21 protein-coding genes are annotated in these 20666 nt (G+C 40.2%); 10 read left to right on the forward strand and 11 right to left on the reverse strand.

Annotated features, from left to right (window positions below):
• The first annotated feature begins 226 nt into the window (after positions 1-226).
• The 3 genes from H1A14_RS10815 (at position 227) to H1A14_RS10825 (ending at position 2014) form a co-directional block, all read left to right on the forward strand.
• Entirely contained in the window at positions 227-1129 is a 903-nt protein-coding gene (locus H1A14_RS10815) for an NAD-dependent epimerase/dehydratase family protein (RefSeq protein ID WP_194776259.1), read from the forward strand.
• A 57-nt stretch (positions 1130-1186) separates the two neighbouring features.
• Positions 1187-1543, forward strand: coding sequence for a hypothetical protein (locus H1A14_RS10820; RefSeq protein WP_194776260.1), 357 nt, complete (start codon positions 1187-1189; stop codon positions 1541-1543).
• A gap of 261 nt (positions 1544-1804) precedes the next feature.
• Positions 1805-2014, forward strand: a complete 210-nt coding sequence (locus tag H1A14_RS10825) for a hypothetical protein (RefSeq protein ID WP_194776261.1) — start codon at positions 1805-1807, stop codon at positions 2012-2014.
• On the opposite strand, the gene H1A14_RS10830 is transcribed toward H1A14_RS10825, so the two are convergent.
• The 5 genes from H1A14_RS10830 to H1A14_RS10850 are packed head-to-tail and all read right to left on the reverse strand — an operon-like array spanning position 2015 to position 8165.
• Positions 2015-3223, reverse strand: a complete 1209-nt coding sequence (locus tag H1A14_RS10830; RefSeq protein ID WP_194776262.1) for a family 1 glycosylhydrolase — start codon at positions 3221-3223, stop codon at positions 2015-2017.
• A gap of 14 nt (positions 3224-3237) precedes the next feature.
• Entirely contained in the window at positions 3238-5376 is a 2139-nt protein-coding gene (locus H1A14_RS10835) for a family 1 glycosylhydrolase (protein ID WP_194776263.1), read from the reverse strand.
• A gap of 22 nt (positions 5377-5398) precedes the next feature.
• A complete protein-coding gene (locus H1A14_RS10840) occupies positions 5399-5830 on the reverse strand; it encodes a hypothetical protein (protein ID WP_194776264.1) in 432 nt (143 codons plus the stop codon).
• 57 nt (positions 5831-5887) lie between these two features.
• Positions 5888-7012, reverse strand: a complete 1125-nt coding sequence (gene glf, locus H1A14_RS10845) for a UDP-galactopyranose mutase (protein WP_194776265.1) — start codon at positions 7010-7012, stop codon at positions 5888-5890.
• Positions 6936-8165 (reverse strand): glycosyltransferase, encoded by a 1230-nt coding sequence (locus H1A14_RS10850; protein ID WP_194776266.1) that lies wholly within the window; start codon positions 8163-8165, stop codon positions 6936-6938. Before H1A14_RS10850 ends, glf begins: the two co-directional genes overlap by 77 nt.
• A gap of 503 nt (positions 8166-8668) precedes the next feature.
• Between H1A14_RS10850 and H1A14_RS10855 the strand changes: the two genes are divergently transcribed.
• The 4 genes from H1A14_RS10855 to H1A14_RS10870 all read left to right on the forward strand — a co-directional run bounded on the left by H1A14_RS10855 (position 8669) and on the right by H1A14_RS10870 (position 13378).
• Entirely contained in the window at positions 8669-9175 is a 507-nt protein-coding gene (locus tag H1A14_RS10855) for an RNA polymerase sigma factor (protein WP_194776267.1), read from the forward strand.
• Entirely contained in the window at positions 9165-9737 is a 573-nt protein-coding gene (locus tag H1A14_RS10860; protein ID WP_194776268.1) for a hypothetical protein, read from the forward strand. Before H1A14_RS10855 ends, H1A14_RS10860 begins: the two co-directional genes overlap by 11 nt.
• A 74-nt stretch (positions 9738-9811) precedes the next feature.
• Positions 9812-11005 carry an esterase gene (locus tag H1A14_RS10865; protein WP_194776269.1) on the forward strand — a complete coding sequence of 398 codons (1194 nt, stop codon included), beginning with the start codon at positions 9812-9814 and terminating at the stop codon, positions 11003-11005.
• A gap of 216 nt (positions 11006-11221) precedes the next feature.
• Positions 11222-13378, forward strand: coding sequence for a family 10 glycosylhydrolase (locus tag H1A14_RS10870; RefSeq protein ID WP_194776270.1), 2157 nt, complete (start codon positions 11222-11224; stop codon positions 13376-13378).
• Between the two features lie 333 nt (positions 13379-13711).
• Here H1A14_RS10870 and H1A14_RS10875 read toward each other — a convergent pair whose 3' ends face one another.
• The 6 genes from H1A14_RS10875 to H1A14_RS10900 form a co-directional block, all read right to left on the reverse strand.
• The gene (locus H1A14_RS10875; RefSeq protein WP_194776271.1) at positions 13712-14293 is read right to left on the reverse strand and encodes a hypothetical protein; all 582 of its coding nucleotides are present in this window, start codon (positions 14291-14293) and stop codon (positions 13712-13714) included.
• A gap of 217 nt (positions 14294-14510) precedes the next feature.
• Positions 14511-15599: a signal peptidase I gene (lepB, locus tag H1A14_RS10880; protein WP_194776272.1), complete on the reverse strand. Its 1089-nt coding sequence runs from the start codon at positions 15597-15599 to the stop codon at positions 14511-14513.
• Between the two features lie 294 nt (positions 15600-15893).
• On the reverse strand, positions 15894-16106 hold the full coding sequence (locus tag H1A14_RS10885) for a hypervirulence associated TUDOR domain-containing protein (protein ID WP_194776273.1): 213 nt from the start codon (positions 16104-16106) through the stop codon (positions 15894-15896).
• An 87-nt stretch (positions 16107-16193) separates the two neighbouring features.
• Positions 16194-16832 carry an O-methyltransferase gene (locus H1A14_RS10890; RefSeq protein WP_194776274.1) on the reverse strand — a complete coding sequence of 213 codons (639 nt, stop codon included), beginning with the start codon at positions 16830-16832 and terminating at the stop codon, positions 16194-16196.
• Positions 16833-17022: 190 nt separating this feature from the next.
• The gene (locus H1A14_RS10895) at positions 17023-17544 is read right to left on the reverse strand and encodes an SAM-dependent methyltransferase (RefSeq protein ID WP_194776275.1); all 522 of its coding nucleotides are present in this window, start codon (positions 17542-17544) and stop codon (positions 17023-17025) included.
• Positions 17545-17622: 78 nt separating this feature from the next.
• Positions 17623-19020 (reverse strand): APC family permease, encoded by a 1398-nt coding sequence (locus tag H1A14_RS10900; protein WP_194776276.1) that lies wholly within the window; start codon positions 19018-19020, stop codon positions 17623-17625.
• A 427-nt stretch (positions 19021-19447) separates the two neighbouring features.
• Between H1A14_RS10900 and H1A14_RS10905 the strand changes: the two genes are divergently transcribed.
• Genes H1A14_RS10905 through H1A14_RS10915 form a run of 3 tightly spaced genes read left to right on the forward strand, consistent with a single transcriptional unit; the run spans position 19448 to position 20657 of the window.
• Entirely contained in the window at positions 19448-19657 is a 210-nt protein-coding gene (locus H1A14_RS10905) for an RNA polymerase sigma factor (protein ID WP_194776277.1), read from the forward strand.
• Between the two features lie 15 nt (positions 19658-19672).
• On the forward strand, positions 19673-19993 hold the full coding sequence (locus H1A14_RS10910; protein WP_317174870.1) for an RNA polymerase sigma factor: 321 nt from the start codon (positions 19673-19675) through the stop codon (positions 19991-19993).
• A complete protein-coding gene (locus H1A14_RS10915) occupies positions 19980-20657 on the forward strand; it encodes a hypothetical protein (RefSeq protein ID WP_194776278.1) in 678 nt (225 codons plus the stop codon). The genes H1A14_RS10910 and H1A14_RS10915 overlap by 14 nt, the downstream gene beginning before the upstream one ends.
• Positions 20658-20666: the final 9 nt, after the last annotated feature.

Here is a 20666-nt window from a genome sequence, read left to right on the forward strand (position 1 = left end):
CATTTCGAATTATATTAAAAACAATCCCGCAAAATGGGATGACGATAAATTCTATTGAATTGGAATGAAAAATTAGAAGAGACGCATTTCCATCGCATTATAAGTTACCTGATAAATCTTGATCATTTTACTTCAATTTATAACATAAACCCTTCATCGGTCATTAAACATAGTGATCTAATATTTCTACCTTTATGACCATAAATTCATAATAAATAAACCCCCCATGACCAAAAAACGAATATTCTTCACCGGAGGATCGGGAAAAGCAGGAAAGCATGTGATACCCTATTTGCTAGCCCAAGGTCACCGGGTGATGAATGTGGACCTGACTCCTTTGAATTACCCCGGTGTGGATAACCTGACGGCGGACATCACGGATTCCGGTCAGGTGTTCAATGCCATGAGTTCCTATGCCGGATTGGATGAGTTGGAAAGTGGGAATGGGGTGCCAAAATTTGATGCAGTGGTGCATTTTGCTGCCGTCCCCCGAATTCTGATCAAACCTGACCAGGAAACTTTTCGGGTCAATGCCATCGGCACTTACAATGTGATTGAAGCGGCGGTCAAACTTGGCATCAGGAAGATCATCATTGCTTCCTCGGAGACTACGTATGGGATCTGCTTTTCGGATGGCCCAACCGATCCCAAATCCCTGCCTTTGGAGGAGGACTATGATGTGGACCCCATGGATAGTTATGGATTGTCTAAGGTGGTCAATGAAAAAACTGCCCGTGCTTTTCAAAAAAGGTCAGGATTTGATATCTACGCCCTGCGTATTGGAAACGTGATCGAGCCGAACGAATATGCGGAACTGTTTCCCCACTATTTCAGAAACCCCGAAGTGCGTCGCAGAAACGCCTTCTGTTATATTGATGCCCGTGATTTGGGTCAAATCGTGGATCTGTGTCTGCAAAAAGACGGCCTTGGCTTTCAGATTTTCAATGCCGGAAACGATCACAACGGGGCCATTATCCCCAGCAAGGAATTGGCAGAAAGATTTTTTCCCGGCGTGCCCATCACCCGTGAACTGGGGGAACATGAGGCTTTGTTTTCAAACCGTAAAATCCGTGATGTACTGGGATTTAAAGAGCAACACAATTGGAGGAAATATGTAGATGAAGGATGATTGACCGGATTGCCAAACCCAGTTAAATTTTTATTTTTAAAGAAATTATTTCGTCCCATGAACGAAGACCTAATTGAATTCTTAGTCCTGAAATATGGTAAAAGGATTGACGGTGGACAACCACTTACTGACATCGACCATACAACCATTCAAAAGCAATTGAATCTGGTCGACAAAAATATTTCTAATATGGATCTCATGAGTATTGTTTGGGCAATACTTGGAACGGTGTGGCTGATTTTAAGCCTCATTCCTTTAGCGGTAGACACCGTGGGATTACTCGAAATTTTTAAAGTAATATTGGGTTTTGTTTACATTTTTTTAGGTTATTATTCCCTCTACCGAGGCTCTGAACTTAAAAAGAAAAAAGTCATTCTTGAGACGATTTTGTTTGTTAATCAGCGAAATAGTTGAACCCAGGATCATTTCATCCATTACCATTAAGATTTTTTCATTGAATCGTGCTTCCCTTCTTTAATCATTAGCAACTCCATCAGCTCTGGTCAATAAAAATTCACGCACTAAAAGGGTTTGGTCTCTTAGGAAAGACCCCTTTATCTTATAAGAATATGCAGAATTTGTATAACAAATTTCACAGTCAATTTATCAATTTTGTGTAAATGAAGAATTACTTTCAACACGTTTTGTGCTGTTTCACAATCAAACTATGCAAAAATGAATAATTTGAAGATAAGGTTAAAAAGAAAAGCATTTAGAAGAAACGTAAAAATTTCAGAGACAGAAAATACGTTTATTAGGCCTTTCAGAGAGAGGCCGTGTATAGAGGATACCGGTCAGGAAAGTGTTGCTCGCATGAATCCTTATGATCTGTTTTCAAGTTATACAGCTGACATCATCAGGAAGGATGTTATTTTTACCCGTTAATCATTGGTGAAGAAAGAGAAGCCCATAGCTTTCTTCCAACAAAATATCTTTCCATTCCTCAATCAATTTTTTATAGGCTACTCCGACCGGCATTATTTTTCGGTCAAGGTCATATAAGCCTAGTTCATTGACGATTCCCGCATCATTCCTTAAAGCAGAATCCCAATCCACCTGATGCAATAAACTATACCAGGTAAAACCTATGATGGGTACTCCATCTTGCTTGAGCATGTGCAGATTCGCCCACTGTTTCAAAAGCCACTCTTTGCTCGCCGGCATTTTGATATTTGTTTCGGTATGCATGATGGGTAATTTGTACCTTTTGTAGTATTGACTGGTCAAAACATAGTAACCAAATATTTCCCCGGAAGCTTGTGTGGATCCATCCGGATGGACCAGGTGTTCGTTGGTCACATAATAATCATTGCCCATGACACATCTTGCATTGACCTGGTTTTGTGCAAACCAATTGTACTCGCTTTTGGTCATGCCATTTTGCAGCAGGTATTCATACATGGTCACATTGATCGGAAAGCCATAGGTAAGGTCAAGTGACAGAAACCTTTTTTGATTGAGAAAACGGGCAAGGGGCAATGCTTTTGGTTCGACTGCATGAAAATATTCTGTGGATTCACTTTGGATAAAGGTGGCTTCAGGCTGGATTTTCAAAATGGCATGCATGGCCATGACATTTGCTTTGGCCAGGTTTTTTAATGCGTTTACAAAAGCTTTGTCAGAACTCAGCCGCTCATTCCACCAGCCATACTGGGCAGAAAACATGGCTGTGATAAATATTTCATTGATCGGGGTATAAAACTGCAGGTAGGGAAATCTACTGGCAAAGGCTGTGGCATATTCAGCAAAATGATGAGGAAAATCTGGGTTTTGAAAATTTCCTAACCAATCCGGTACACCGAAATGACAAAGATCAACCAAGGGTGTGATATCAAGTTCTTTTAGGCGGTTAAAAGTCAAATCTGTAAACGACCAGTCAAATTTACCAGGTGCCAGATGTGTTTTATAATAGGGAGGTCCATAGCGTAAAAATTCTATCCCCATTTCTTTCACCAGCTCAAAATCTTTTTCCCAAAGGTCATAGTGACCCGTCTTTTCCATTTCGTCCACCCGCTTGGTGGTACCATCCGGCAACAAAATGTTCGGATAACTATTCTCAATTCCGGTGGCGAACATGAATTTATTTCCGAGCATGGTTTTCTGGATTATCAGTAAATTTTTTCTTCAAAAAATCGATTCAATGCATTTTCTAATACGGGAAGTTGAACACCCTTTTCACTATGTAATACACTGTAGCGTGGCCGTTTTGCTTTCCATTTCATTTGTAATAGTTTTTTTGTCTGAAAGCTTTTCTCCTCCATTCCTCCCCGGAGAGCAATTTCACAAGCAAAATCTGCCCAAGTCAGACTACCTTGGTTACTCAAATGCCAAATACCCCTTTCTTCATCAATCAGTAAATTAAGCGCTGTATTGACCAAGTCGGGAACATAAGTTGGGGAAACAACCACATCACTCAAAACACAGAAGGGGTTGAGTAGATCCTGAGCCTGTAAAATGGAATGAGCAAAATTACGCTTGTCCCAAGGTCCAAAAAAAGCACTAGTTCTGATGATTAAGGCTTCTGGATGGTTAGTCAATACTAATTTCTCTCCAGAAACTTTGCTTTGCCCAAAAACATTTAAAGGATTTACGCTGTCTGTTTCGGCGTATGGATTTTTTTTGGAACCATTGAAAACAAGGTCCGAAGAAAAGGTCATAAACTGGATTCCAAATATTTTGCAAGCCTGCGAAAGCAACCCGGGAGCTGTGGCATTGACGGCAAAACATTTCTGGGCATCAGATTCAGCATCATCTACATTTACATATCCTGTGGCATTGATCACCGCCCATGGCTTATATTTTTCAAAAGCGTTTTGTATACTTTCCAAATCAAAAATATTCAGTTCACTTTTTGAAAATGCTACAAAGGGAATTTTTCTAAAATTGCAGATATTGATAAAAGCAGAGCCTAAAGTTCCAGCTTTTCCAATGATTAAAATAGGAGATTGATTAGGTGTCTCTTCAAGCCGCCCATCATTGTGCCACCACCCTTTTTGGTTCAAGAGCGGATGGTGATATTCATTGTTTTCAGTTAATGATTTGATTAATTTTACTACAGCGGTTGGGCGTAATTTATTATTCTGAATATCAAATACGCCAGTTTCATAATGATGATTGCTTTTTGTGAGTAAAGAATTCCAATCATAAGCTCCCAAAAGCGACCATGCAGTAACGGCTTTTAAATTGACTCCCTGTTGGGACAATTGATTGGCTTCACCCCAAATTTCCTTAAACCACCTCATTTGTTCTTCACGGGTGCAACAAAGGTGTACTTCTGTAATGGCTATCGGTAACTTGAATCGCTCCCAGGTTTCATTTACCAATGCTCTGAATCCTTCCACTTTCAGCTCAGCCATCCTCACCATCTCCGTATCCGCGTAGCAATGTTGTCCATTGTCACCGTGTGTGTAAGCTGGATATTTTTCAAGATTTTCATCAAGGTATCTCTCAGAAGTGACATAATAGTTTAGTCCAATGATGTCAGGAACACAGGTGTTTTCCTGTAAAAAAACCAGCTCTTTTTCCTGAATACCCACGTACAAAAAATACTGCCAAAGTGGATGTTCTTGATCTACTTTTCCGCATAGTAAGTCATAGGTAAGCCAACGCCTGTTGTTTTCAAAATCCGCCTGGTATTTCAGCAACGGCGTGCTATGGGTTTTGGCTAAATCTTCAGTTTGAATGAGTTTTGCAGATGGATTTATTTTTCTGATTGCTTTCATAGCAAGCACAACGCCCTTTATCTGGTTGATAAGCATGGTTGCAAAACTTAAATCATCGGCAGCATGAGGATACCAAAAACCATATAGTCCGCTAAATCTAGCAGTGGTCAGTGGTTCATTGATGGGTGTATAATATTCCAGGGCAGGAAATTTTGTAGCTACTTTACTGGCATAGTCTGCAAGATAATACGGGAACTTTTCGTCTTGGAGATCGGTAAATGCAGGTCCGCTACCGTGATGCACCAAACCTGCGATTGGAACTATGTTGAGTTCTTTAATTTCATTTAATTGATTTTCTATCCAGTCCCAATTGATATCTTGTTCTTTGCTGGGTTGATGATGTTCCCATAAAATCGGATATCGAAGTGCCTTAATGCCTAATTGGGCAATAGATTTAACATCATCGGCCCTATCATAATGACCCGCTAGCGCCAATTGGTCAAGGTAGTTGTTTTGAATACGATTAATCGTACACTCGATACCACCCCAAATTTCAGGTTTTTGAAAAGGGTATTGGTGTTCCATCAAAAACTTTTTTCGGTTGTTGTCATGCTACTATAATGTAGATCCATATTAAAGTGAATGCTATTGGCAACAAAATCGCTGAGGCATGCTCCAATATAAAATACTTTTGCCAAGCTGCGATCGGAGGCAGTAACTCTTCTCCATCTTCTTTCTCTTTTTCGTAATTAAGTCTAAGAGATTTTAAGTACATAATGCTTCCGATAATATCAATGGTGGATATAACGACCGTTAACAATGAAGCATATGGAAATATTGAGAATAATATTTCTTGCTGTCTTTGCATGAATTCAGATTCCGGGTTGCCGGTAATCAATATAGCATAACCACTGAAGAAAAATGACATCGCAATGATTAACCAAATAACTCTTGCATTGATACCGTTATTAATGTATTCAATTTGGCCTCTTATAACTTTGTAAAAGTCAGAAGCAACTGGGGATTTATCATTTGGCATTTTCTTGGTGTTTAAAATTCGTTAGAAATTCTCTTTGCTTTATCCATTATCTATGGCTTAGAATAAATCTTTGCCATTTACTTGTGCCACCTTTTTCAGGGTTATTTTTTTAAACAAGGTTAGCGATTGCGCTACCACCTGATCCATGTTGTAATACTTGTAGGTGCCCAAACGCCCTGTGAAAAACGTATTGGGTTCTGATTCAGCCAATGTTTTGTATTGGTTATATATCTCCGTGTTTTCTTTTCGAGGAATCGGGTAATAAGGATCACCTTCTGCTGTAGGGTATTCAAAAACAATGGAAGTTTTCCCATGCTTTTGCCCGGTTAAGTGCTTAAATTCAGTGATACGGGTATAAGCCTGACTCATTGGATAATTTACTGTACCGGTGGGCTGATAATTCTCACTGTCGATGGTTTGGCTTTTGAAATTGATGGAGCGATAAGGCAGTTTTCCGAAACAATAATCAAAATAGGCATCAATGGGCCCAGAATAGATCAAAGTCCTATAATTGATTTCATCCACCACATCTTTGTAATCTGTGTTGAGCATGATATGGATATTGGGATGATCCAATAGGTTATAGAACATCTTTGTATAACCATGAAGGGGCATTGCCTGATATTTATCCGTAAAATATCTGTTGTCTTTGTTGGTTCGGGTTGGCACCCTAGCGGTGACGGAAGCATCCAGTTCAGAGGGATCCAAAGCCCATTGCTTGAAAGTATATTGTTTAAAAAACTTCTCATACAATTCTCTTCCTACCACATTCACTACCACATCTTCTGAGCTAAGGATCTGATCTTTTTTTTCTGCTTTTGCATCAAAGAATTCCTGTACCTGCTGTTGAGAAAGATTTAATCCATACAAATCATTGATGGTATTTTGATTGATGGGTATCGGCACCAATTGTCCATCCACACTAGCCAAGACACGGTGTTCATAAGGTCTCCATTCGGTAAAATTGCCTAGGTAATCGAAAACTTCTTTGCTGTTGGTATGAAATATATGAGGGCCATACTTATGAACTAATATCCCATCACTGTTATAATAATCAAAAGTGTTTCCACCGATGTGATTTCTCTTATCTAACAATAAGATTTTTTTATTGGCTTTTGAGGCCAGTCGCTCTGCCAGAACAGATCCTGCCAGTCCTGCTCCCACTATCAAATAATCGTACATATTTATTGACTTTTCCGTTAATTAATTTTTGATTTTTGTCTATTTCCATCTGCATCAATTCATCCATCCTTCCCCAAGTGGCATCCCAGGATATGTCACTGAGGAATTCATCCACTTTGTTTAACCACGCACACTTATCTATCATACCTAATTCTATGGTGGCAACTTGTACCAGTTCATCTGCATTGTGGATGATATGCACCAACCCCAATTCATGATAGGGATTGATTACATCTGTAATTGCTGTAGAAATTACGGGCTTCCCACCGGCTAGATATTCCGGTGTTTTGGTGGGACTGATATACCGGGTAGATTCATTGATGGCAAATGGAATCAATGCGATATCCCAGCCATTGAGGTATTGTGGTAGTTCCTCGTAAGATTTGGCTCCCAGATAATGTATGTTTTTGTTTTGGGGCAAAGTCGCTGCATCAATTTTTATGACAGGACCTATCAAGACGAATTGCCAGTCAGGTTTTGCTTCTGCAGCCTGCTTGATCAACTCGATGTCAAAACGTTCATCTATGACCCCATAGAAACCTAAACGGGGATGTGGAATGATTGCTTGGTCTGAGGCATCCTTTTGGTAATTTCTAGCGCCAGCAAAATGTGCTTTATCAATGCTGCTGGGGGAAGCATAAATGTTATGGTGCTGAGCTTTTTTGGCCGCATATAGGTTGTTTCCTCCGGTAAAAACAAGGTCTGCTTTTTTAAAAAGCTCCCGTTCAAATGATTTTAACTCAGGCGGAGCAAATTTAAAGGCACTGAGCTCATCCATACAGTCATAAACTATAGCTATTGGATGAAAAATATCCGAGTAAGCCAGTGCCATTGGGGTATAATACCAAAATAAATAGGAATGAATGGCTTGTTCTTTGAACAGCTTTTTAAGTATATTTTCAACCCTTTTAGCTTCATTGATTTCACCTTGCTTCCTATTGTTCAAATGTGGGACAATTACAGTAACATTTTCATCCGTAACATTGATGTAATAGCCATCTTCTTCAGTGTTTGATACATATTCTTCTACATAATAAACAGTATATTTTTTTGTAAAGCGACTCAAAAGATGTTGGGGTCTTTGATAAACAAATTTCCACGACAAATGGGAGAAGCAAACGAGTTGCATGGGTGTTTTTTTTTCAATGATCATAGTTTACATTTTGGTCATTATATTTTAAATACTTAAGCACAAAAATTGAATGTAGGCTACATCATTTCATGGGTACTTGTCCCACAATCAATTGGTTGCTCTCGTGTTTGGATACCAAACCTTGGTGTATTTGGCTTTGGTAAATTTGATGAAATACAAATCTCATGAAATGGAAAAATATATGTGTTATATATAATTTATAAATAGTTATATCATTCCATTATTGAAAAAATATATTATCATTTTAATCTATATAAATTAATAATTATTCCAGATGATAACTTAATTTGAAAGCCTTATAACCAACCAAAATCACAACATGCTTTCCTTTAGAAGGGGGTAAATTTGATTTTGAAATTGTAAATGAGGATGGCTCAATATTTATCCATGATTAGAAAAGGGTAAAACACTGAACTCACTTCTTAAAGGTATATTTTCACCATATCCAGAACATTTGTAAGAATCTTATACCATATTGGTACTAATGGCATAAAGCAGCAAAAGTGAAGGAAAAGGAACAAAAACAGATTTTTGAAAAATGGCTGATACAATACCGGGCCTTGGTATTTAAAATTGTAAAGGCTTACGCCAATTCCCTAGAAGACCAGGATGATCTTTTTCAGGAAATCAGCATCCAACTTTGGCATTCCATTTCTTCCTTTAAAGGGGAATCTACACCAGTAACATGGATTTATAGGATTTCCTTGAATACAGCGATCAAATGGAGCAGAAAATCAACCAAGCACCAACATGACCCTTTGGAAAAGGTCGAGCATGTATTGCAGGAAAGCCAGATTCCGATAGATCCAAGACTGGATTGGCTGTATGCACAGATCCACCAATTGGATGAAATTGACCGTTCTCTGGCCTTGTTGCTATTGGATGACTTCAGTTATAAGGAAATGTCTAATATCCTTGGGATATCAGAATCCTATGTCGGAGTCAAAATCAACCGCATCAAAAAACAACTGATCTCAAAACTTAACACATACAATAACCATGAAATTTGAAGAAATGAAAACAATCTGGGATACAACAAACAACGAAATGCTTTTCGGCATCAACGAACAAGCCATGCACAACATGATCCACGCTAAAAAGGAGGTAGGACAACATATCACCAATACCAGTGAACTGCTCTGGATTGTGGTCAATATCATTGCCGGAAGTTTTGTTCTCGGTATAAATTTATTTAAAGGGAGTGAAAATGTTTTTATGTACCTCATGTCGGCTTGGATGTTTGGTACCGCTTTCTTTTTGTTGGCCAGTAGGGTCCGCAGGATTGGAGCCAGCAAAAATTTTGACCGTACCATGCTTGGGGACTTGGAACATGCGATATCGGTGGCCATTTATCAAGAGCGGTTTTCAATCCTTGGCCGTTGGAATATCGTGCCTATAGGAACACTTGTTGCGCTTGGACTTTGGGACAGTAGCCAATCCATCTGGGTGCTGGCAGGAGTCCTTGTGTTTTTTATCCTGACCATTTACGCCTCAGGATTCGAACACCGCATCTATAAGGGAAGAAGAAAGGAATTGGAAAGTTTGAAAGCTAAGTTGGCGATGCCCAAATAATCCCTAAAGCTTTTCATGTAGGAATCAAAACACTTTATCCTAACTTTACAGCAACTGACTAAAGAAAATGACCCATGAAAAAGCGCTTTCTCCTTATCTTATCCTTTCTCCTCGTATTTAAATTTCCAACCTTCGCTCAGGAAGCCATCTTCCGAGCCCAACAAATCACATCCCCGGAAATACACGAAGATCAATCTGTCACTTTCCGGCTCTTTGCACCGGATGCCAATGCGGTGCAGATAACCGGAGATTTTCTACCCACAGTAAAAATGGAAACGCAAATGGGGACTGTGGATGGACCTGGAAAAGCGGACCTAACCAAGGTGGAAAATGGGGTATGGGAATTTAAAAGTCAGAATCTTAGCCCTGAATTGTACAATTATTCCTTTATCATAGATGGGTTTAGCACCACAGATCCCAGCAATCCCTTTCTGATCCGGGATGTGGCTTCAGTGACCAATATCTTTATCATTGGAGGAGGCCAAGCTGATTATTTTAAGACCAAGGACATTCCCCATGGTACTGTTAGTCGTCGATGGTACGATTCGCCGGGGCTGGAAATGGATCGTAGAATCACCATTTATACCCCACCAGGCTATGAAACTTCTTCCAAAAAATATCCGGTCCTCTACCTGCTTCACGGAGCAGGAGGGGATGAAGAAGCCTGGATTTCATTGGGTCGTACGGCCCAGATTATGGATATCCTAATTCACCAAGGCAAAGCCAAACCCATGATTGTGGTCATGCCCAACGGCAATGTCATCCAGGATGCCGCCCCAGGAGAAGGAAGTTTGAACTTTTACAAGCCTGTCTTTATGGCTCCCAAAACCATGGACGGAACCTCTGAAGCAAATTTTATGGATATCATCAAATTTGTCGAAAGCAATTATAGGGTACACGCTGACAAGTCAAACAGGGCAATTGCAGGACTATCGATGGGTGGGTTCCATACCATGCACATTTCCCGATACTATCCCGATACATTTGATTATATGGGATTGTTTTCCGCCGCAATCATGCCCAGGGAAGATGCTACAAATAAAGTTTACACGGATATAGACGGTACATTGAAAACGCAAATGGACAATGGCTACAAACTGTATTGGATCGCCATTGGAAAGACTGATTTTCTGTTTGAAGCCAATAAGGAATACAGGGCAAAGCTTGATTCCATGAAAATGCCTTACGAATATGTGGAATCGGAAGGGGGGCATATCTGGAGAAATTGGAGGGTGTACCTGACTCAGTTTGTGCCGATGTTGTTTTAAATTCATGCCATGATTGAATATCTTGGTATGAATAAAACCGCTTCTCTGAATTTCCAATCGCGAGAAAAGAAACTAAATTATAATTGCGGTAGAGAATGTTTTTAATCAGGATTGCAAATCCTGTTTTTTGCATAAAATATTTCAAAGAGCAAATTGTAGAAGTTTACGCCAAAGCCGTTGGAACCATACACTTCAAATCATAACCCAATTTATACCATGGTCCAATTTCAAACCAATGCGCATTTTCAAAGACAGAGCCTGCCTATCTTAACCATTGTATTGGTGTTGTTTTTTTTGTCTCCCAATCATGTAAAAGCACAGTCGGTGGATTGGCCAGACAGTATTCCTTGGTGGAAAGCCAATAATCTCCGGGTGATCCAAACCAACCTTCCTGCTTATGAAGCGGCTACTCTTGATCCGGATTCATTGCTTGCGGATCTGATCCATTTTTCTGCCAATACCCTTATTATCAATGCAGGCGGCATCATGGCTTTTTATCCGACCAAATTGGAATACCATTATACCAACCCTTATATGAAGGAAAATATGTTGGGTGACGTGATCGAAAAATGTCATGAGAATGGAATCCGGGTCATTGTCAGGTTTGACTTCAGTAGGGCGCACAAGAGTGTTTTTGAAAAACATCCCGACTGGTTTTACATTTCTCCGCAAGGAGAGCATATTACCAATGAGGACCTTTATACCATTTCCATCAATGCGCCTTATGAACAGGAGCAGCTTTTTAACATCGTAGAGGAAGTCATTGACCTATATCCCATTGATGGGGTTTTTATCAATATGCCAGGGTATCAGACGAGGAATCCCTACATCGGAAAGTATTATGGTATAGACCAAAACCCATACGACAAAAAACGATTTGCCGAATATAGCGGAGGTTTGTCCTTGCCACTTGATGAAGATAGAAATGATCCGGTTTTTAGGAAATATGAAGAGTTCAAAAAGTTCACAGCAGATGACCTTATCAGAAGGTTGAATGAATTGGTCAAATCCAAAAATGAACAAATAGCCATCTGTACCTATTCCGAAGATCATGTTGACATTATCCGGCATGAGTCACAGACCAATACTTTGCCCTATTGGCCATACAATGCTTCTGACAATGTCAGCAATACCAAACATTCCTATCCCGACCATATTGTCAGCAATGCCAGCATTCAGCAGATCTCGTTTCAATCCAGGTACAATGCCGTGGAACCTGCCGAGGTCGTCATCCGGCTTTATGAAAACATCGCCAATGGTTCCGGACTGGACCTGAGTTTGATGGGGGATTTCAGAGATTATGAAGATGAAAGGAATTTTGATGTGTTCCAGAGAATCTATGCGCATCACAAGAAGTATGAACCTTATTTTGGCAATTACACCTCTACTGCCCAAATAGCAGTTATTGCTCCAGGTTCTTGGCCTTCCGGTGATGCAGCACAGGAATACAGGGGCATCCAATTGATGCTCAAAGAAGCACATATCCAATATGACATCATTGAAAACAGTCAGATCGGTGATTTGGAGGAATCTTTGAAAAAATACAGGTTGATCATTTTACCTGAGATTGTCAATCTGGACGGTGGCTCATTGGAAGCATTGGAAAGGATTTGCAAAAACGGCACAAACATTATTGCTACAAACAGGTCCCTTACAGATCATCCGGAAACAATATGGGAAATGTTCGGTGCCAAAATCAAAAACATGGATCATGATGGGGCAGGTTTTTACCTACAACCGGAAAACAAGGAATTGTTTACCCGATTCAGGCAGCAACAGCTTTTGTTCTGGAAGTTCAATCTTGGCCTTTATGATTTTTCGGGATCAGATGAATCCCAATTGCCTATATTTACTCCCGGAGTTCCAGGTCCCCCTGAAATTATCGGAGGTCACGAGCCAACTGGATATTATGCTGTTGGGATTAAAAACCATAACAAAAGTAAGGCAGTTCTGATGCCCATCAATTTAGGGAAGTTGTATTTTCTGCATGGATACGAACAGCATAAAAATATCCTGTTGGACTTGGTTGATTATGTTTTTCCTGAAGTGAATCAGCTTATCCAAACGAATGCCCATCCCAGGGTAGAAGTGATTTTGCAGCATTTTGCCCTTAATTCTCCTGAAAATTTTGGTAAGGAGATCAATGATGGAATGATTCTTCATTTGGTCAACCTTACTGGTTCCAGTGGAAATACCTACTTTAATCCATTGCCTGTTTTTGAAACCACCTTTGATGTAAAAGTTGATTTCAAACCCAAACGCATTTGGAGCATGGTAAATGAGAAAGACATTCCATTTAAATATCAGAATGGAAGAGCCAATTTCAATGTGGAGAGATTGGATGAATTTGATGGGATAGTGGTGGAAAGATAATTCAACAGATCAGTGCTTAACAATTTTCGACTCTAATAATCTAAATTTAAAAAATGCAAATGCCAAATTCTTACTGATCAAACTTCATCAATTTTGGGTGGTTCTTTCAAAAATACCCATTTCCTGCAAATGGAGGCATTTTATATTGGGATTTAGGGTGTCCCATTTTCAGTTTGTAAACTAAAGCCATGTTCGTCAGGGCCAAAAAGAATCATTTAAGGACAATTTCTGAACAGGACATCGAAAAGAGTTTCGATTTATACAAGAAAATCAAGACCATAGGCAGTTCCTCGGACAAAGACTGGATTAAAGTGTTTAAGGCGTTCAGTAATGCTACTTTACATCAAGTGTAATTTCATCAAAATAAACTTTCCCCACAGTCCTAAATCCCAATCCCAAATTGACGCTGATGCCATCAACCTCTTCAGGAAAGTTTTCTAAGGTAAGTCTGATGGGGGTCCAATCAAAATCCCCTTCTAAAAATTCAATTTTTCCGGAATGGGCCGATCTAATACCTGGACTATGTTCTTGAAAAGGTTGAAGGGAAATGCTAATACCAATATAGCCGGTACTTAAGTACCTGATATTTTCTCCTTTTACGAAAGCAGTGAGTTCTAAACTGCTCCCTGTTACCGGCATTGGTCCGGTGTAGGTTTGCGACCAGGATCCGGAACCGAAGGCTAAACTATCCTGGTTATCTATAAACAAGGATCGATTTCCAGTGAAGAAAATTTCATGGCTTACCCCTGCTTCAATTTCTCCGGTACTATGTGCTGTCCAAGGGAAAACCGAATCCGGATACAATGATAGATTGGGATTCAACATTAATTGACTTCCGGTGGGAATATTGTCTTCAGCTACACATGACAGTAGAAGAAGAATAGGTAGTAGCCTGGGAGCAATTTTTTGGAACATAAAAGCCTAATGAGTTACACCTATATTCAGGGATAACTAATATAACGATATTTTACTTTTTCAGAGCTGAAATAGCCTATGAAATTGTAATTCAGGGGTCGATTTCTTTCAGGGTGGTCCTGAAGATATTGCCCACAAAAATGGCAAATTAATATTCAATTTTTTACAAAAAGAAACGGCATCAAGAAAGTAAGCATCCGAGTAACCTGATGCTTAGCTACTCAATCCTTGAAAATATCCGCTCCCAACGCACCTTGTCCAATCCTTTACCATGCTCATTTTTTGAGAATAAAACCAAAAGCGGTTTGCCTACAATATGGCTCTCCGGTACAAATCCCCAGTATCTGGAATCAATCGAATTGTCCCTACTATCGCCCATCATAAAATAGTAACCTTGCTTGAAGGTGTAATTATCAACCTTCTTACCATCGATTTCCAATTTCCCATCCCTGATTTTCACATTTCTATTGCCTTCATATTTCTCAATCAATTCACCATAAAAGTCCAGTGTGTTTTCGTTAATATCTATATTCAACCCTTTCTGAGGCAAAGTCAATGGCCCGTAGTTGTTCAGGTCCCATTTGTCATTCATTGTGGCTGGAAACAGAGGGAATCCAACAGGGGATCCTGAACCGGATTCTACCGATACCAAATAGGGTGCTTTTTGAATTTTTTCCAATTGATCTTCCGTTAAAAACATGCTGTAGATAGCTTTATTATCATTGAATCCTGAAAACCAAAAGTCATCACCGTCCAAACCGAGATTGGCCAAGTGATGGGGCTGAAGAGGGTATTGGGTGATGACATGGTATTGAAATTTCATTCTTGGAGGATTGACCATAGCTTCATCATTGATATAAATTTGCCTGTCCCTGATTTCCAAAACATCACCAGAAATCGCCACGCAACGCTTCACCAGAAAGGTCATCAAGTCATCTGGGCGATCTGTTGGGTCGAGCAGGTCTTTGGGCGTATTGAAAACCACCGTTTCACCTCTCTCCACATTTCTCAAGCCAGGAAGTCGGTAGGAGGGGAGTTGCACCCAATCAAGGTAGGAGGGAATATCAGTGCCCCATATTTTCTGATGGGTAAGAGGGACCTGTAAAGGGGTTTGGGGAGTTCTGGACCCATAATGGATTTTACTGACCAGGATATAATCTCCCACCAAGAGCGAGTTTTCCATTGATCCAGTGGGAATGACATAGGCTTCTGCCAATGACCAACGGAAAAAAGTGGCCACTACCACTGCAAATACAAGGGCATTCCGCCACTCGATCAGGCTGGATTTTTTTGGATTGGCTTTCATAGAAGAGGGAAAAGGAGTTTAGTAGTTTTAACCTAGTTAAAAATAGGAGTTAGTTTCAATTAAAGCTATTCGTTTTCAGTGATTTAAGGGAATTTAACAATTCTTTGACTGGATATTTGTCCCTGTATAAATACCAAAAAGATAATTTTCAAGACCCATCTTTCGGACGGTTTTGAACCTACTCGAACAAACTGTAGATTATAAATTTCTGACTATTGGCCAAGTAAGCACAATTCCTAACAGGTTTAAAGCCAAGGAAAAAAAATCTTAAAGAATAAATTTATATGCTTGTCCTCAAATCTTTTCAACCTCACTTTCCAATTTAAGCACCGCATCCCCGTCCTTCTGCTTGATATAGAGGGCTTTATCGTCTTTTGAGCCGTTCCGTGTGACTTCAGACCCTTTTATTTTACGGGTAGTCGATGTGGTGTATGTTTTTTCTACTTCACCTTCTGCATAGCCCTTTCCCCATTTCCATTTGACCTTATCTCCTTTTGTGAATCCCATGACATTTTCAGGTTAAACTTAAAGTATTGGACCTTTTAAACTTTTAAAATTTGATCAATCTAAAGTATAAGGGATGCCATTTGAATCCTATTTTTTCAAGCTGATCGCAATGCCCGAACTGCTGCTTTTGTCCACTGTGGTGACATAATCCGGGTGATTGTTTACAAACTCCATATACTCCCTGATTCCGCTAATATTTTGCAGGACATTGTGGGCGGTAAACCGTCCACCTTGTTTCAACTTCGGATGAACATCTTTGAAATACTGAATGTACCAGTCCTTGTCTGCATCCGAAAACACAAAATCAAATGGTCCCTCTACCTCTTTCACGATCTGATGGGCATTGCCCAACCTGAAATCAACGTAATCAGACAAACCCACCTCTTTCAGATTCTCAATAGCCATTTTTTGTCTGCTTGGATCAAGTTCGACTGTGATCAATTTGCCACCTGTTTTGCTCAAAGCCCAAGCGATCCAAATGGTGGAATGTCCGGTAGAGGTGCCAATTTCAAGCGCAGATTGGTAATTATTTTCCACAATGATGTCATGGATCATCTTGCCATCCACATAGGGGACATTGAGGTCTTTCCATTGCTGCCTATTTTCCTGTAGAAATTTCTCCACCCTTTGATCAAGCGCCCTTGAATCCTGTCCAAAACAGAAAGGAGAAACCAAAACAGCGATCAACCCTATGAGCAATAGCTTTATGTTTGTTGGATTTTTCATGACTTTTGGGTTTATTTTTTTGGAATTTCCGCAATCCCGGCAATAAAGGTTTAATTCCTGTTTAATTCTGGCATACCAATGAATACCAATGAATTTATAATATTAAATGGTATCCAAAAGGTCTGATTTGCTTATATAAAGGTAAGCATTTCTGCTGGCAGGTAACACAGTGAACACTTCCAATTTCCCCTTATTCCTTTATCGTCCAAAGGTATATGGTATATCCATCCACAGACAACACCGTATCAGGCACCCAATCTCCCATACTGAAGGTATTGGAAACCACTCGGGAACCGGGTTTTAACTGCTCCAGTAACTTCGGTCTCAATTTCAGGTTCAATGATTCCAGCAAGAATAAGGTCACCACAGTGGCCTCGCTGACATCCGCTTCAAACAGATTACCCAGGACAAATTCCACCTTATCTGTAACCCCTGCCTCTTGGGCATTTTTATTGGCTTCTTCGATCCTTTCTGGATCGATATCAATCCCCTTTCCGCGTGTTCCATAATTCTTGGCCGCAGCAATCACCAATCTTCCATCCCCACATCCAAGGTCATACACAATGTCAGTTTTTTGGACATTGGCTAGTTGTAGCATGGCATCCACCACGAATGGCCGAGTGGGAACATACACCACATCCTGACAAAAAGCCCAACCTGAAGTAAAAAAACCGATCAGTAGCATCAAAGTAAATATTTTGCATTTTTTCATTTTCTTGTCATTTAATCATCAGCTGTCAATTCAAGATCTGGTCTTTCAATAGGTTAAGGGCAATGTAGGCAACTTGCATTAAGAAGAATTATCCGCGCCTGATTTGATCATCGAGGGTTTGAAAAGAAGCAAGATTGCGCCTATAAGCAATACAATGATACCCACCAAGGCACCCCAACCGGTATATGCTAAACTGGAATATAATAAATAAGTACTGGACAAACAGAACAACAGAGGCAGGACAGGATAAAATGGAACCTTAAAAGGTCTCTCTTTTTCAGGTTCTTTTTTCCTCAAAACAAACAAAGCCAACCCAACCAGCAAAAGAAAAAACCAGAAAACCGGAGCTGTATAATCGATCATGGTTTCAAAACCGCTTCTTGAAAACAAGCCAAAACTTACCAAAATAATCGCAATGGCCCCTTGGAGGATAAATGCGTTTACCGGCCCCTCAGATTGGCTTTTCCATTTGCCCATAAAAGCAAATACCGGGAAATCCCTCCCCAAGGCATAATTCGACCTCGCTCCTGTAAAAATAGTGGCATTGGCAGAAGTCAATGCAGCCACTCCCACCAAAACGGAAATCAGCACGACACCTGTCTGCCCGTAAGCATTGCCCATGAGGTCACTGGCAATGGCATTCGAACCTGCCATACCGGAAAGCCCCATTGCCCTAAGAAAAGCAAAGTTGACCAAGAAATAAATAGAGGTAATGAGCAAAATCCCAAAAATCAAGGCCTTTGCGACCCATTTTTGCCCTGCCTTCATTTCGGAAGAGATATAAGCAGCCTCATTCCAGCCTCCATAAGTCAACAGAACAAATACCATAGCTAAGCCAAATTCATTGCCGCTGCCTGACTCTGAACCGGGCATAAGACCTGATTGTGGTGCAGGAGACAAGATAAAAAATCCTACAAAAATGATCATCAACAAACCAACCACCTCCAACATGGTCAGCATTTTTTGCGTAACTGTTCCCATTTTGACCCCACTGAGATTGATGGTGGTGAGCAATACTACTGCTGCGGCTGCATAAATAACAGGTGAATAATGACCTAATGGATAAATTTCAGTTGCATAGTCCCCAAAAATAAATGCCAATAAAGCAATTGACCCCGTTTGTATGACGGCCATCCTGGCCCAAGCAAATAAAAATGCGACCCTTTTTCCAAAAGCCCTCATGAGGAAATGATAATCACCGCCTGTATTGGGAAATGCCGTGGCCAGTTCTGCATAGCATAAAGCACCTGCCAGAGAGACAAACCCTCCCACCAACCAGACCAAAAGCAGCATCCAACCCGAATCCACATTTGCTGCTACTAAAGAAGGGGTGCGGAAAATGCCTGCCCCGATGACAATGCCCACGATCAGGGCAACAGCATCAATTGTCCTCAACACCCTTGCAGGTTGGATTTGGGAGGTTTTGATTTCCCCTTTGCCGACTTTTGGTCCTTGGTTCGCTTCTGCTCTAGACATGTCTCCATTAAATTTAAAGATTTACTTCCCAGTGACCAAAAGCAATTCATGCTTAGCTTCCAAATTGCAATCCTAGCTTAATCAAATTCAGATTAAACATCCTTGATAAATCAACTTCCTGAATTCAAGGGTTTAATTGAAAACATCTGAGTATCCTCAATTTCAGTAGAAGTGAAATGAAATGATATATATTTCCCGTTGGATAGGGCATATCGATTAGCCAATTTCCACTTAGAAGATTTTACACAAAATTAAATGCAGCATCTAATCCTACCCAGGGTTAAAATAATCATTCATATCAGACCCAAAGGGTTTGCATTCCACTTTCATATTTAACGCCTTAACATCTTTTCACAAAAGATAATTTTTCCTCAGGCAACGACTGTCTACATTTTCAGGTTCCAATTTTTGAAAACCACATAAACCTTTGGAAGAACCGGAAATAATAGCAGGCTGCAGAAAGCACAACCCCTTTGCGCAGCGGTACCTCTTTGACAGGTATTACAGGCCCAGCTACCATGTGGCCATGAGATACCTCGCCAACCACCATGACACGGAGGATGTGCTTTCCATTTCTTTTACCAGAATTTTCAAAAACATCCATCAGTTTGATAACAGGGGGGAGGGTAGCTTATAAAAATGGATCAATACCATTGTTATCAACGAAGCCATCCGTTTTCTGAAAAGCAAAAAAACCTTGTTTTTTCAGGAAGAGGAAGAAATTCTGAGCTTAAATCTCCGAAGGGAGGATAGCCATGACCTATTGGATTTGGAGGAAGTTCATCAGGTACTGGAACAAATGCCTAAAGGATACAGAACAGTTTTTAATCTCTTTGCCATCGAAGGGTATTCCCACAGGGAAATAGCCGAAATGCTGCAAATCAATGAAAACACCTCAAAGTCCCAGCTCAGCAAAGCTAGAAATTACATGATCCAAAAATTAAAAAAAAAGAATAGCCATGCATTATCCTGATTTAGATGAAATCTTCAGAAAAGGCTCAAAAGAGGCTGAAACAATCGAGGGAAAATTTGCCGATCAAGCAAAAGATAGGGTTTGGGATGCGATTGAATTACCCAAGTGCAAAAGTACTGTGGACTGGAAGTTTTTTTCAGCCATGGCCGCAGCGGTCAGTTTCTTCCTTGTTTCTGTTTTTCTGTTTCTGAAATTGGAAACCAAGGAGAAAGAGCTTGTTGCATGGCAGGCAAAGGCCAACTTGGAATTGTCGGCCATGATATCCCAAAGCGATAACCAAACCACCTTTGGATCCGAAAGCCCAAAGGAAAAGGTTCACCATGAAGCATCTTCAGCGACCAAGCCTTTTCAAAGGAATGAGAAATTAAAAACAACTCATCCAAAACCAAAATGGGAGGTAGTAGCAGTAGAGGAAGTCGAAAAACCTGAAGTTAATGCATTTTCAGTCCCTGAAAATTTGGAGGTGCAAGCAATACCTGCATTGGAAATTCCCGAATTCCAAAGTCCAGATCTGATAACAGAATTGGTTTTTTCAGAGGCAATGCAAGAAGAGGTTACACCAAGTCTAAAATCCAAAACAGAGAGAAAAATAAAATTCAGAATAGGAAACGGCAGTCAGGCTAATGGCCACCAAAATGACCTTTCCTTGAATATCAAATTGTAGAAAACTAAA

Source organism: Pararhodonellum marinum (genome assembly GCF_015354735.1).
Classification (GTDB): domain Bacteria; phylum Bacteroidota; class Bacteroidia; order Cytophagales; family Cyclobacteriaceae; genus Pararhodonellum; species Pararhodonellum marinum.

Coding starts and splice junctions, on each gene's coding strand:
- H1A14_RS10840 (WP_194776264.1), bottom strand. CDS start 5,830: ATGCCAAATGATAAATCCCCAGTTGCTTCTGACTTTTACAAAGTTATA.
- H1A14_RS10820 (WP_194776260.1), top strand. CDS start 1,187: ATGAACGAAGACCTAATTGAATTCTTAGTCCTGAAATATGGTAAAAGG.
- H1A14_RS10885 (WP_194776273.1), bottom strand. CDS start 16,106: ATGGGATTCACAAAAGGAGATAAGGTCAAATGGAAATGGGGAAAGGGC.
- H1A14_RS10860 (WP_194776268.1), top strand. CDS start 9,165: ATGAAATTTGAAGAAATGAAAACAATCTGGGATACAACAAACAACGAA.
- H1A14_RS10890 (WP_194776274.1), bottom strand. CDS start 16,832: ATGAAAAATCCAACAAACATAAAGCTATTGCTCATAGGGTTGATCGCT.
- H1A14_RS10870 (WP_194776270.1), top strand. CDS start 11,222: ATGGTCCAATTTCAAACCAATGCGCATTTTCAAAGACAGAGCCTGCCT.
- glf (WP_194776265.1), bottom strand. CDS start 7,012: ATGTACGATTATTTGATAGTGGGAGCAGGACTGGCAGGATCTGTTCTG.
- H1A14_RS10865 (WP_194776269.1), top strand. CDS start 9,812: ATGAAAAAGCGCTTTCTCCTTATCTTATCCTTTCTCCTCGTATTTAAA.
- H1A14_RS10835 (WP_194776263.1), bottom strand. CDS start 5,376: ATGGAACACCAATACCCTTTTCAAAAACCTGAAATTTGGGGTGGTATC.
- H1A14_RS10830 (WP_194776262.1), bottom strand. CDS start 3,223: ATGCTCGGAAATAAATTCATGTTCGCCACCGGAATTGAGAATAGTTAT.
- H1A14_RS10895 (WP_194776275.1), bottom strand. CDS start 17,544: ATGAAAAAATGCAAAATATTTACTTTGATGCTACTGATCGGTTTTTTT.
- H1A14_RS10815 (WP_194776259.1), top strand. CDS start 227: ATGACCAAAAAACGAATATTCTTCACCGGAGGATCGGGAAAAGCAGGA.
- H1A14_RS10850 (WP_194776266.1), bottom strand. CDS start 8,165: ATGATCATTGAAAAAAAAACACCCATGCAACTCGTTTGCTTCTCCCAT.
- H1A14_RS10915 (WP_194776278.1), top strand. CDS start 19,980: ATGCATTATCCTGATTTAGATGAAATCTTCAGAAAAGGCTCAAAAGAG.
- H1A14_RS10875 (WP_194776271.1), bottom strand. CDS start 14,293: ATGTTCCAAAAAATTGCTCCCAGGCTACTACCTATTCTTCTTCTACTG.
- H1A14_RS10900 (WP_194776276.1), bottom strand. CDS start 19,020: ATGTCTAGAGCAGAAGCGAACCAAGGACCAAAAGTCGGCAAAGGGGAA.
- lepB (WP_194776272.1), bottom strand. CDS start 15,599: ATGAAAGCCAATCCAAAAAAATCCAGCCTGATCGAGTGGCGGAATGCC.
- H1A14_RS10825 (WP_194776261.1), top strand. CDS start 1,805: ATGAATAATTTGAAGATAAGGTTAAAAAGAAAAGCATTTAGAAGAAAC.